This is a genomic window from Streptomyces sp. NPDC004667 (assembly GCF_040609475.1).
Taxonomy (GTDB): Bacteria; Actinomycetota; Actinomycetes; order Streptomycetales; family Streptomycetaceae; genus Streptomyces.
Genome location: NZ_JBEXKC010000010.1, coordinates 1 through 12,869, shown reverse-complemented (window position 1 = coordinate 12,869; position 12,869 = coordinate 1). Strand labels below are relative to the sequence as shown.

Here is a 12,869-nt window from a genome sequence, read left to right as displayed (position 1 = left end):
AGATGTGCCGGTCCTGGGAACCTCCTGCCCCGGACGCCTGAAGGTATCGCGTGCGGGGGCACCCCCTACGCCGTGCCCGTCAGGTGGGCGAACACGACGACGTTGGAGTCCCAGTGGCGGTCGGCGGTGAGTTCGCCGCCGCAGGTGATCAGGCGGAGCTCGGGCGTGCCGTGGGTGTCCCCGTAGACCTTGTCGGTGGGGAAGGCCGCCTTCTTGAAGGTGTCCACGGAGTCGACGGCGAAGACGGCGGTGGTCCCGTCGGCGCGGTGGACCTCGATCCGTTCGTCCTTCTTCAGCCGCTTGAGGTTGAAGAAGACCGCTTCGGGTGCCTTCGGGGTGTCCATGTGGCCGACGATGGCCGCCGCGCCGGGTTCGCCGGGAGTGGGGCCCTCCTTGTACCAGGCGGCGTCGTCGGGTTTGGCGAAGTCCGGTTCCCGCATGACGCCCTTGTCGTCGAGGCCGACGGCGTCGAGGGGGGCGTCGACCTTGATGTCGGGGATGGTGATGCGGTCCGGGACGGACGGGGCGAGGGCGGGGGCGGTGGCGGTCGGGGCCGCCGCGGCGGCGGGCCCGTGCGCGGCGGCGGCGCCGGAGGAGCAGCCGGAGAGGAGGACCGCGGCGAGGGCCGGGGCCCCGGCCAGGGCGGCCGCACGGCGCGTGCGGCCGGCCCGGCGGACGGGGGCGGGCTCAGCCACGGCCGGTCTCGGTCTGGGTCTGGGTGGCGGCGGCGGTGGCGTCGGCGGCGGGGGCCTGGCCGGTGTTCACCGAGCCCTTGGGCTTCTGGTGCTCGGCGGGGCGCAGCGGCTTGAGGTTCGGGTCGACGTGCGGCTTCACGGGGGTGGTCGCGGCTTCGGTGGAGAACTTCACCGTGTCGAACTTCGTGCCGCCCGCGAAGGCGTCGACGCCGTAGTACCCGGTCGTGACGTCGTTCGCGACGGTCGCGGTGCCGGTGAAGGTGCCCTTGCCGTCGCCCTTGAGGCCGACGTGGCCGCCGGCGAAGGCGCGCGAGGAGACGTACGCGTCCTTCGCGGAGGTCCTGACCGTGACGACGACCTTGTCTCCGGGACGGCCGAAGTCCTTGGAGAGGTGGACGGTGGAGGGCGCCGGGGTGGGCTTCGGGGTGGCCGCGCCGACCTTCAGCTGCGCGGTGGCCTGGATCTTCGCGCCGTCGGGGCCGCTGCCGGTGAGGGAGACGCCGTAGGAGCCGTCCTTGACGCGGGCGACGGTGGCGGAGGCCGTCCAGCCGCTCTTGCCCTCGGTGATCCGTACGTCGTCCAGGGCGGCGGAGGAGAGGGTGAACCGGGACCCGGCCGGGGCGGAGACGCCGAAGGCGATCGCGTCGCCGGGCTTGACGGCCGAGGGGAGGTCCATGCCGACGACGGCCGCGGGGGTGGTCGCGGTCGCCGAGGGGGCGGGAGCCGTCGGGGTGGTGGCCGCGAAGGCGGACGCGGTGCTGCCGAGGGTCAGCGCGGAAGCGAGGGCGAGGGCGGGTATGGCGAGTGCCTTGAGCATGAGGTGTCCTCCTGAACGGGCCGAGGTCTGCCGGGGTCTTTCCCGGCACACCAGACATGAGGGACATCCCGGTCGTCCGGTTGCGGCCGCGCTCCGGGCCCGGCGGGCCCCCTGCCGAAGGTCCCGCGAGGCGAACCCGCAGGCCGCGGGGCAGACCCGGGGGCTCTGTTTGCTGCCCCTTTGCCCCGATTTTCGGGACCAAAGTCCCGTCGGCGTACAGCGTCCGCCCTCCGCCCCGCCCCGCCCCACCCCGCCCCGCGAACGCCGGAGCCCCCGGCGACACGTGGTCGCCGGGGGCTCCGGATGCCGGTCAGGCCCGGCCGCGCCGGATCAGAGCTGCTCGATCACGTAGTCGATGCACGCGGTCAGCGCCTGCACGTCCGCCGGGTCGATCGCCGGGAACATCGCGATGCGCAGCTGGTTGCGGCCCAGCTTGCGGTACGGCTCGGTGTCCACGATCCCGTTGGCGCGCAGCACCTTGGCGACCGCCGCCGCGTCGATGTCGTCCGAGAAGTCGATCGTGCCGATGACGGCCGAACGCTTGTCGGCGTCCTGCACGAAGGGGGTGGCGTACTTCGACGCCTCCGCCCAGCCGTACAGGTTGCGCGCGCTGGCCGCCGTACGGCCGGTCGTGAACTCCAGGCCGCCCTGGGAGTTCATCCACCGCAGCTGCTGGTCCAGCAGGAACAGCGTGGACAGCGCCGGGGTGTTGTACGTCTGGTTCTTCAGCGAGTTGTCGATCGCCGTCGGCAGCGAGAAGAACTCCGGGATGTGCCGCCCGGACGCGTGGACGCGCGCCGCGCGCTCCAGGGCCGCCGGGGAGAACGCCGCCAGCCACAGGCCGCCTTCGGAGGCGAAGGACTTCTGCGGGGCGAAGTAGTAGACGTCGGTCTCGGTGATGTCCACCGGAAGACCACCGGCGCCCGAGGTCGCGTCCACCAGGACGAGGGACCCGGCATCGGCGCCCGCGACGCGCTTGATCGGCGCCGCCACACCCGTCGAGGTCTCGTTGTGCGTGTACGCGTACACGTCCACGCCCGCCTCGGCGACCGGCTCGGGGTGCGTGCCCGGCTCGGAGGAGATCACCGACGGCTCGTCCAGCCACGGCGCGAGCTTCGCGGCCTTGGCGAACTTCGAGGAGAACTCGCCGAAGGTGAGGTGCTGCGACTTCCGCTCGATGAGACCGGCGGTCGCGACGTCCCAGAAGGCGGTGGAGCCGCCGTTGCCCAGGATCACCTCGTAGCCCTCGGGGAGGGAGAAGAGGTCCCGGAGTCCCTGGCGCACCGAACCGACCAGGTTCTTGACCGGGGCCTGGCGGTGCGATGTTCCGAGCAGGGAGGTACCGGTGGCGGCGAGGGCGTCCAGCGCCTCGGTCCGCACCTTGGAGGGGCCCGCGCCGAAGCGTCCGTCGGCGGGCTTGATGTCAGCGGGAATCTGGATCTCAGCCACGAGCGGAGCGTATCGGGTCCCCGACCGACTGTCGGAGGCGCGTCCACCCGATGAGACGCACCCGCGCGGTGGCAGGCTGGGCGCCGTGACGTCACCCGGGGAACTCGAACGGACATTGCGGGCGAACCTGCGCGGGGAGGTGGACTTCGGGGCCGCCGCGCGGGCGCTCGTGACGATGGACGCCTCCAACTACCGGCGCGTCCCCGTCGGGGTCGTCTCCCCTCGCGACGCCGACGACGTGGCCGCCGCCCTCGCCCTGTGCGCGGAGGCCGGCGTGCCCGTCGTACCGCGCGGCGGCGGCACCTCCATCGCCGGACAGGCCACCGGCACCGGCGTCGTCCTCGACCTCACCCGGCACATGGACGCGCTGCTCGCCGTCGACCCCGCCGCCCGGACCGCCGTCGTCCAGCCCGGACTGGTCCTCGACCGGCTGCGCGACGCCGTCCGCCCCCACGGGCTGACCTTCGGACCCGACCCCTCCACCCACTCCCGCTGCACCCTCGGCGGGATGATCGGCAACAACGCCTGCGGCGCCCACTCGGTGGCCTGGGGCACCACCGCCGACAACGTCGACGAGCTCACCGTCACCGCCTACGGGGGGACCGCGCACCGCCTCGCCCGCGGCTGGGCGGGCGCCCCGGCGGGCCTGCGGGAGCTCGTCGAGGGGAACCTCGCGGTGCTGCGCACGGGCATGGCCGGCGGCTTCTCCCGCCGGATCTCCGGCTACGGCGGGCTCGACGCGCTGCTGCCCGAGCGGGGCACCGGCCTCGCCCGCGCCTTCTGCGGCTCCGAGGGCACCCTCGGCGTGGTCACCGAGGCGGTGGTCCGGCTCGTGGAGCTCCCGGCCGCCCCCGTGCTCGTCGTCCTCGGCTACGCCGACGAGAGCGCGGCGGCGGACGCGGCCGCCGGGCTGCTGCCCCACCGGCCGCTCACCGTCGAGGGCATGGCCGAGGACCTGGTCCGCGGCCCCGCCGGGCTCCCCCGGGGCGGCGCATGGCTGTTCGTGGAGATGCCCGACGAGGGGTCCGCACGGGAGCTGCTGCGCGGCGCCGACGCCCTCGACGCGGCGCTCGTCACCGACCCGGCCGGGCAGCGGGCCCTGTGGCGGCTGCGCGAGGACGCGGCCGGCACGGCGACCCGGATGCCCGGGGGTCCCTCCCGGACGGAGTCTGGGGGAGGCACCATGGCCTGGCCGGGCTGGGAGGACTGCGCGGTGCCGCCCGCGCGGCTGGGCGCGTACCTGAGGGAGTTCCGGGCGCTGCTGGCGGCGCACGGGCTGCGCGGGAGCCCGTACGGGCACTTCGGGGAGGGCTGCGTCCACGTCCGCATCGACTTCGACCTGGTCACCCCGGAGGGCGTGGCCCGCTTCCGGACCTTCTCCGAGGAGCTCGCCGGCCTGGTCGTCGCCCACGGCGGGTCCCTCTCGGGGGAGCACGGCGACGGCCAGGCGCGGGCGGAGCTGCTGCCGCGCATGTACGGGCCCGAGGTCATCGCGCTCTTCGCGGCGTACAAGGACGTGTGGGACCCGGCCGGCGGGATGAACCCCGGGATCCTGGTCCGCCCGGCCCGCCTCGACGAGAACCTCCGCTTCGCGGTGCTGCCCCGGACCCCCTTCGCCGGGGAGGTGGCCACCTGCGTCGGCGTCGCGAAGTGCCGCTCCACGGAGGTCGGCGGGGCCGGGGTGATGTGCCCCTCGTACCGGGCCACCGGCGAGGAGCGGCACTCCACGCGCGGCCGGGCCCGGCTGCTGCACGAGATGCTGGCCGGGGAGACGATCACCGGCGGGTGGCGCTCGCCTGAGGTCGCCGAGGCCCTCGACCTGTGCCTGGGCTGCAAGGGCTGCCGCAGCGACTGCCCGGTCGGCGTGGACGTCGCCGCGTACAAGGCGGAGTTCCTGCACCGCCACTGGGCGGGCCGGCTGCGGCCCGCCTCCCACTACCTGCTGGGCGGCCTGCCGGACTGGCTCCGCGTGATCACCGCCCTGCGCGCGACCCGGGCCGCGAACGCGGCCGCCCGCCGGATCCCGCTGCCGGGGCTGGCCCGGGAGCGGGCCCTGCCGCCGCTGGCGCCGGTGCCGTTCACCCGGTGGTGGCGCGGGCGGGGCCCCGCGGGGACGCCGACGCCCGCCGGGACGGTGACGCCCGCCGGGACGGTGACCCTGTGGCCCGACACCTTCTCGGAGTACCTGGCCCCCGAGGCCGGCCGCGCGGCGGTCCGGGTCCTGGAGGCCGCGGGCCTCGCCGTCACCGTTCCCGCCCGCCGGGTGTGCTGCGGGCTGACGTACGTCTCCACCGGCCGCCTCGACCGGGCCCGTACCGTGCTGCGCCGCACCCTGGACGCCGTGGGGGAGGTACGGGGGCCCGTGCTGGTCCTCGAACCCAGCTGCGCGGCCGCCCTGCGCACCGACCTCCCGGCCCTGCTCCCCGAGGACCCCCGCGCGCACCGGCTCGCGGCGGCCGTGCGCACCTTCGCGGAGACCCTGGAGGAGTACGCCCCGCACTGGAGCCCGCCCCGGCTGGACCGGCCCGTGGCCGGTCAGACCCACTGCCACCAGCACGCCGTCCTCGGCGACGCCGCCGACCGGCGGCTGCGCGCACGCGCGGGGCTGAGCGGGGAACTCAGCGGGGGCTGCTGCGGCCTCGCGGGCAACTTCGGCTTCGAACCCGGCCACCACGCCGTCTCGGTGGCGTGCGCGCAGGAGCAGCTGCTGCCGTCCCTGCGGGCGGCCGCCCCGGGCACGGCCGTCCTCGCCGACGGCTTCTCCTGCCGCACCCAGATCGCACAGCTGTCCGCCGGCCACCGGGCCCGGCACCTGGCGGAACTCCTGGCGGAGGCGCTGTGAGCATGCCGGTAAGGCAAAACACGGAGGGATGGCCCTTACATACCCCTTAGGCTGGATTCATGCCCGCACCCTCCTCGTCACCGACGACCACCCCCGGCACCAGCGTCACCCCCGGCACCACCGCGGCCCCCGCCACGAAGGCCCCGGCCCCGGCGCGCGGCCGGTTCGGCCCGGTCGCCCTGGTGGTCTCGGCCGGTGTCTCGGTGCAGTTCGGTGCGGCCCTCGCGGTCACGCTGATGCCGCGGGCGGGCGCCGCGGGCGTGGTCACCCTGCGCCTCGCCGCCGCCGCGCTGGTTTTGTTGGTGGTGTGCCGGCCGAAGCTGCGCGGCTACACCCGCTCGGACTGGGGCACCGTCGTCGCCTTCGGCGTGGCCATGGCGGGCATGAACGGCCTCTTCTACCAGTCCATCGACCGCATCCCGCTCGGCCCGGCGGTGACCCTGGAGGTCCTCGGCCCGCTGGCCCTCTCGGTGATCGTCTCCCGCCGCCTGGTGAACCTGCTGTGGGCGGGCCTGGCCCTCGCGGGCGTCGTCCTGCTGTCCGGGCACGGCGGGGGCGGCTTCGGCTTCGGCTCCCTCGACCCGGCCGGCGCGGCCTTCGCGGTCGGGGCGGGCGTGATGTGGGCCGCGTACATCGTCTTCAGCGCCCGCACCGGCCGCCGTTTCCCGCAGGCCGACGGCCTCGCCCTGGCGATGGCGGTGGCCGCCGTCATCTCGCTGCCGCTGGGCGTCGCGCAGGCGGGTTCCGCCCTGCTCGTGCCGAGCACCCTCGCCCTCGGGCTGGGCGTGGCGGTGCTGTCCTCCGTACTCCCGTACACGCTGGAACTGCTCGCCCTGCGCCGGCTGCCCGCCCCGACCTTCGCGATCCTGATGAGCCTGGAGCCGGCCATCGCGGCGAGCGCCGGGCTGCTGGTGCTGGGGCAGGAGATGTCGGTGCTCGACGGCGTCGCGATCGCCCTGGTGATCGCCGCCAGCATGGGCGCGGTGCGGTCCCAGATCGGCAAGAAGGCGCGCGCGGCGCTGTAGGCGACGGCGAGCGGCATGCGGGCTCCCGCCGGCACGCCCGTGTCCGCACGTGTCCGGATGTGACAGAGAGCCGTCATTGCGGCCGTCCGACGGCCCCGTGACCATGGACGCATGTCCCCTTCCCACCGCGTCGTCATCGCGGTCTTCCCGGACGTCGACCTGCTCGACGTCACCGGCCCGGCCGAGGTCTTCGACCTGGCCAACCGGGAGAGCGGGGGCCGCGCGGGCTACGAGGTCCGGCTCGCGGCTCCCGCCGCCGGCCCGGTGCGCACGGCGGCCGGGGTGCGTCTGGTCGCCGATCTGACCTTCGGTGAGGTCGGGGCCGCGGTGGACACCCTGCTGGTGCCCGGCGCGGTGCGGGAGGGCCCGGACGGGCCGGTGGCCCGGGTCGACGAGGACGTCGTCGAGTGGGTGAGGGCCACCGCGCCGCACGCCCGCAGGATCGCCTCCGTGTGCGTGGGCGCGCACCTGCTCGCGGCGGCCGGGCTGCTGGACGGCCGCCGGGCGACCACGCACTGGTCGACCGCCGCCCAGCTCGCGGCCGAACACCCGCTGGTACGGGTAGACGCCGACCCGATCTTCGTCCGGTCCGGCCGGGTGTGGACCGGGGCCGGCATCAGCGCCTGCATGGACCTCGCGCTCGCGCTGGTCGCCGAGGACCACGGCGAGGAGCTGGCGCTCGCGGTGGCCCGGCAGCTGGTGATGTACCTGCGCCGGCAGGGTGGCCAGAGCCAGTTCAGCGTGCCGCTGAGCCGGCCCGCGGCGGCCCGCAGGGACATCGACGAGCTGCGCCTGTTCATCGCCGAGCACCTCGACGGGGAACTGTCGGCGGCCGCGCTGGCCGGGCGCATGTGCCTGAGCGAACGGCACTTCGCCCGGGTCTTCCGGCAGGAGACCGGCACCAGCCCGGCCGCCTACGTGGAGGCCGCCCGGGTCGAGGCGGCCCGCAGGCTGCTGGAGGCCACCGACGAGCCGCTGGAGCGGGTCGCGGCGGCCACCGGGATGGGCTCGGTGGAAACGCTGCACCGCGCCTTCCGCAAACAGCTCGACATCACCCCGGCGTCCTACCGGCGCCGCTTCCGCACCGCGTCCTGACCACCCGCGCACCGATTCCTGACCACCGGCGCACCGATTCCTGACCACCCGAGCACCGCGTCCGCACACCCGCGTGCCCGCGTACCGCGCCCGGACACCCGTGCACCGCGCCCGGACACCCGTGCACCGCGCCCGGACACCCTCATACGGCGTCCGCACGCCCTCGTACGGCGTCCGCACACCGCTGCGCGACCTTCCCGATCCCCGGCAGGCGGGCCCCGTGGCTCCGCCATGCCTCCTCGCCCCACCGAAAGGAACACCCCACCATGACCGCCTCCGTGAGCCTGCGCGACGTCATCGGCCTCGACGGCACGCCGCCCCGCCTGGCCGAAAGCACCCTGGTCCTGATCGACTTCCAGAACACCTACCGCGGCGGCGTCATGGCCCTCGACGGCGCCGAGGCGGCCCTGGCCGCCGGGGCCCGGCTGCTCGCCGCCGCCCGCGCGGCCGGCGCACCGGTGGTCCACGTCGCGGACTCCGGCTACGACCTCGCGTCCGAGGCCGGCTCCATCAGCGCCGAGGTGGCGCCCGCGGACGGCGAGCCGGTCGTGGTCAAGCAGGTGCCGAACGCCTTCCACGCCACCGACCTGGAGAAGGTCCTGCGCGACCTCGGCGCCGGCCCCGACCTGGTGCTGGCCGGGTTCATGACGCACATGTGCGTCGCCTCCACCGCCCAGGGCGCCTTCAACCTGGGCTACCGGCCCACCGTCGTCGCCGAGGCGACCGCCACCCGCTCGCTGGCCGCGCCCGACGGCACCGTCGTTCCCGCCGCCGCCCTCCACACGGCGGCCCTGACCACCATCGCCGACGTCTTCGGCGTCGTCGTCCCCACCGTCGCCGACCTCGCTCCCTGACCTGTACGGGGGTCAGGACAGGGGCAGGTCCAGGAAGGACGGGGTGGGCTCGGGGGAGGTGAAGGCGAGGGTGGCGCGGGGGAGGTTGGCGTCCCCGTAGAAGGGGTCGCGGGCGGCCAGCACCAGCATCACGCGGTGGCCGGGCGGGACGTCGTAGGCCGTGGCCTGGAGGGCGATGTCCGCGCCGATCAGGCTGTCCGGGGCCGAGCGGAGGTCGCTGAACGGGGCGTGCGTGACCAGGTGCGCCGAGCCGTCGGGCGCCAGGTCCATCAGGTACGCCACGAACGTGGAGCCGGGGTTCGCGGCGCGGTAGGTGACCCGGAGCCGGGGAGTGCCGCGCAGCCGGGCGGTCTCCGGCAGCGGCGGGGAGGTCCAGACGGCGGCCACCGTACGGTCGACGGCGTCGGCCCGGTAGACCGCCGGCAGGCCGGCCAGCTCCGCGGATCCGGAGCGCACGACCTCGTCGGCGACCCGCACCGGGGTCTCCACCCCGCACACCACCCCGGCCGTCCAGCCCGGCTCGGGCGCTCCGGCGAGTTCCCCGCCGCCGGTGAGGTGCAGGCGGCGGATGCGGCGGGTGAGGGAGTTCCAGGTGGGGTGGCGTTCCAGGGCGCGGGTCCACATCACCTCGCCGAGCACCTGTCCCTCGTCGGCGATGCCGTTGTCGACGTCCCGCAGGTGGTGGTCGAACCAGCGGTGGGCGTCGGTCCAGATCCGGTTCGGCAGGCCGAGCAGGCCGGTCGTCTCGCGGCCGGCGTGGTCGCCGACGGAGGCGTCGAGCCGCTTGGGGCCGGTGAGTTCGCCGAACAGCTTCAGCGTCTGGTTGGCGGGGAAGAGGGTCTCGTGCCAGGCCAGGGAGAGGAAGACCGGCACCCGGCGGCGGTTGAGCTCCTTCAGGTGGGTGTAGGGCGAGCGCTCCTCCGCCCACCGCAGGTTCTCCTCCGTGTCCCGCCCGGCCAGGACGTTCTCCAGCACCCGCCCGGTCCGCCGGCCCAGCCGGGCGCGGGCCGCTGCCGCGTACAGGGCCTGGACGGCGGAAGCGCGGGTGGTGGAGTTCTCGTAGAAGACCTCCCCTAGATCGGCCCAGGCGCCGAGCGCCGCGACCGCGTCCACCCGGGGGTCGTGTGCGGCGGCGAGCTGGGCGATGCCCGAGCCGTGGGAGTGGCCCAGGAAGCCGATCCGGGTGACGGGCCCGGCCGAGCGCTCCAGCAGGTGGTCCAGGGCGTGCCCGGCGTCGGCGACGTCGAGCGGCCCGGCGGCGTCCACCTGGCCCTCCGAGGCGGCGAACCCGCGGGCGCTGTAGGCGAGGACGTCGTAGCCGCGCGCCGCGAAGAGGCTGGCCTGGACGGCGTACGTGACCCAGCCCTGGTCCGTCCACGAGGCGGGTATCACCACCACAGGGCGCGGCCCCGATCCGGTGTGCCGCCAGAGCGCGGCGTCGAGCAGGTCCCCGCCCGCGCCGGCCACCTTGCCCCGGCTGAAGACGGCGACGGCCCGGACGGCCGCCACCTCGGCGGCGCGGGCGGGCGGCAGCCCGGCGGGATCGCCGCTCTCCAGGGCGGCGGCGAAGGCGCCGAGGGCCGTCACGTCGAGTTCGGGGTGGAGCGGTAAGGATGCTGCGTTCAAGGCGTTCATCCTCTTCGTCGATGGACGTGGACGTGGACGTCGTCGGATGCGACTGCGGGGGCGAGCGGGCGGCGGAGCGTTCAGTATCGGCGCGCCGGCCGGCGCTGTCCGGGGGCTTCCCGGCGGACGGCCGAAAGCCTCCCCGGCCGGGTGCGGGGGCGGCCGGGGGAGCGGGCGGGTGGTGCGGTCAATGCGTCAACTCGGTCTCACTCGAACGGGTTTGGGGGTGGTGGCGGGAACCGGACGGCCGCTGCAAAAATCATGCAAGCATGCTTGATTGTTTTAGCGGAGGCTGCCAGGCTTCCCCTCACGCCGAGAGGGGAGCACACCGTGCCCGATCCGTCCGCCGTCGCCGTCTTCGCCGATCTACGGGAGGAGGGCGGAGAACTGGACGCCCTCGTGGGGGAGTTGCCCGCGTCCGGCTGGGCCGCTCCCACCCCCGCGAGCGGCTGGACCATCGCCCACCAGATCGCCCACCTGCACTGGACCGACCAGGCCGCGCTGCTCGCCCTCACCGACCCCGACGCCTTCGCGCTCAGGGTCGAAGAGGCCCTGAAGGCCCCCGACTCCTTCGTCGACGAGGGCGCCGAGGAAGGGGCCCGGCTGGACCCCGCCGCCCTCCTCGCCCGCTGGCGCGAGGGCCGCCGCGCGCTCGACGCCGTCCTCGCCGCCGCCTCGCCCGACACCCGCTTCCCCTGGTACGGCCCCCCGATGAAGGCCGCCTCCATGGCCAGCGCCCGCCTGATGGAGACCTGGGCGCACGGCCAGGACGTCGCCGACGCCCTCGGTGTCCGCCGTACTCCCGGCGCCCGGCTGCGACACGTCGCGCGGATCGGCGTACGGGCCCGCGCCTACGCCTACGCCGTGCGCGGACTGCCCGTGCCCGAAGCGGAGGTGCGGGTGGAGCTCACCGCCCCGGACGGCCGCGAGGTGTGGGCGTACGGACCCGCCGACGCCCCGCAGCGCGTCACCGGCCCCGCCCTGGACTTCTGCCTGCTGGTCACCCAGCGCGCCCACCGCGCCGACCTCGCCCTCACCGCCACCGGTTCCGACGCCGACCGCTGGCTCGACATCGCCCAGGCCTTCGCCGGCCCCGCAGGGTCGGGTCGCGCCCCGCGGGACGCCGGGTGAACCGCCGCCCGCTGCGCATCGGCAACGCCTCCGGCTTCTACGGGGACCGGCTCGGCGCCCTGCGCGAGATGCTGACCGGCGGTCCGCTGGACGTCCTGACCGGGGACTACCTGGCGGAACTCACCATGCTGATCCTCGGCCGCGACCGCCTCAAGGACCCCGGTTTCGGCTACGCCAAGACCTTCCTGCGGCAGCTGGAGGACTGCCTGGGCCTCGCGCACGAGAAGGGCGTACGGATCGTCACGAACGCCGGCGGCCTCCACCCGGCCGCGCTCGCCGACGCCGTACGGGAACTGGCCGCCAAGGCGGGCGTCCCCGTCGCCGTGGCCCACGTCGAGGGCGACGACCTCATGCCCTACGAGGACGGTGCGCTCACCGCCAACGCCTACCTCGGCGGCGCCGGGATCACCGCCTGCCTGCGGGCGGGCGCGGACGTGGTGGTCACGGGCCGGGTCACCGACGCGGCCCTGGTCAGCGGGCCCGCCGCCTGGTGGTTCGACTGGGCTCCGGACGCGTACGACCGGCTGGCCGGGGCGGTGGTCGCCGGGCACGTCCTGGAGTGCGGCACCCAGGCCACCGGCGGCAACTACTCCTTCTTCACCGCCCACGACGTGCGCCGCCCCGGCTTCCCGCTCGCGGAGGTCTCCGAGGACGGCTCGGCCGTCATCACCAAGCACCCCGGCACCGGCGGGGCCGTCACCTCCGGGACCGTCACCGCCCAGCTGCTCTACGAGACCCAGGGCCCCCGCTACCTCGGCCCCGACGTCACCGCCCGCCTGGACACCGTCCGCCTCGACCCCGACGGCCCGGACCGGGTGCGGATCAGCGGCGTCCTCGGAGAGCCCCCGCCGCCGACCCTCAAGGTGGGCGTCACCCGCATCGGAGGCTGGCGCAACGAGGTCGTCTTCGTCCTGACCGGCCTCGACGTCGAAGCCAAGGCCGCCCTGGTGAGGGAACAGCTGGCCGGCCCGCTCGCCGGGGTGGGGTCCGCCGACTGGACCCTGGCCCGGACCGACCACGAGGACGCCGCCACCGAGGAGACCGCCAGCGCCCTGCTGCGGCTGGTGGTCCGAGACCCGTCCCCCGACCGGGTCGGGCGCACCCTGACCTCGTCGGCGGTCGAACTGGCCCTCGGCAGCTACCCCGGCTTCCACGTCACGGCCCCGCCGGGACCGGCCCAGCCGTACGGGGTGTTCACCTCGGCGACGATCCCCGCCACCCGGGTCCCCCACACGGCGGTCCTCCCGGACGGGACCCGGGTGGCGGTGGGTTCAGCCTCGCCGGCGTTCGAGGCGCGGGGGTCCGGGGGCGGAGCCCCCGACGGGTCCGGGGCGG

At 75.3% G+C, this 12,869-nt stretch carries 10 protein-coding genes; 6 read left to right on the top strand and 4 right to left on the bottom strand.

What is annotated here, in order from left to right:
- Positions 1-65: 65 nt before the first annotated feature.
- From ABZW32_RS07870 to serC, 3 genes are all read right to left on the bottom strand, one after another.
- Complete coding sequence (locus ABZW32_RS07870; RefSeq protein WP_356212722.1) at positions 66-695, bottom strand: class F sortase; 630 nt, start codon at positions 693-695, stop codon at positions 66-68.
- Positions 688-1,512 carry a hypothetical protein gene (locus ABZW32_RS07865; RefSeq protein WP_356212719.1) on the bottom strand — a complete coding sequence of 275 codons (825 nt, stop codon included), beginning with the start codon at positions 1,510-1,512 and terminating at the stop codon, positions 688-690. Before ABZW32_RS07865 ends, ABZW32_RS07870 begins: the two co-directional genes overlap by 8 nt.
- A 330-nt stretch (positions 1,513-1,842) precedes the next feature.
- Entirely contained in the window at positions 1,843-2,961 is a 1,119-nt protein-coding gene (gene serC / locus ABZW32_RS07860) for a phosphoserine transaminase (protein WP_356212716.1), read from the bottom strand.
- Positions 2,962-3,046: 85 nt separating this feature from the next.
- On the opposite strand from serC, the gene ABZW32_RS07855 reads away from it, so the two are divergent.
- From ABZW32_RS07855 to ABZW32_RS07840, 4 genes are all read left to right on the top strand, one after another.
- The gene (locus ABZW32_RS07855; protein ID WP_356212713.1) at positions 3,047-5,803 is read left to right on the top strand and encodes an FAD-binding and (Fe-S)-binding domain-containing protein; all 2,757 of its coding nucleotides are present in this window, start codon (positions 3,047-3,049) and stop codon (positions 5,801-5,803) included.
- Positions 5,804-5,862: 59 nt separating this feature from the next.
- Positions 5,863-6,828, top strand: a complete 966-nt coding sequence (locus tag ABZW32_RS07850; RefSeq protein WP_356212710.1) for an EamA family transporter — start codon at positions 5,863-5,865, stop codon at positions 6,826-6,828.
- A gap of 111 nt (positions 6,829-6,939) precedes the next feature.
- On the top strand, positions 6,940-7,923 hold the full coding sequence (locus ABZW32_RS07845) for a DJ-1/PfpI family protein (protein WP_356212708.1): 984 nt from the start codon (positions 6,940-6,942) through the stop codon (positions 7,921-7,923).
- 266 nt (positions 7,924-8,189) lie between these two features.
- Entirely contained in the window at positions 8,190-8,777 is a 588-nt protein-coding gene (locus ABZW32_RS07840) for an isochorismatase family protein (protein ID WP_356212705.1), read from the top strand.
- 12 nt (positions 8,778-8,789) lie between these two features.
- On the opposite strand, the gene ABZW32_RS07835 is transcribed toward ABZW32_RS07840, so the two are convergent.
- A complete protein-coding gene (locus tag ABZW32_RS07835; RefSeq protein WP_356212703.1) occupies positions 8,790-10,403 on the bottom strand; it encodes an alpha/beta fold hydrolase in 1,614 nt (537 codons plus the stop codon).
- A 330-nt stretch (positions 10,404-10,733) separates the two neighbouring features.
- Between ABZW32_RS07835 and ABZW32_RS07830 the strand changes: the two genes are divergently transcribed.
- The gene (locus ABZW32_RS07830) at positions 10,734-11,534 is read left to right on the top strand and encodes a TIGR03084 family metal-binding protein (RefSeq protein WP_356212701.1); all 801 of its coding nucleotides are present in this window, start codon (positions 10,734-10,736) and stop codon (positions 11,532-11,534) included.
- Between the two features lie 68 nt (positions 11,535-11,602).
- On the top strand, positions 11,603-12,869 hold a 1,267-nt coding region (locus ABZW32_RS07825; RefSeq protein ID WP_356213010.1), incomplete at its 3' end, for an acyclic terpene utilization AtuA family protein.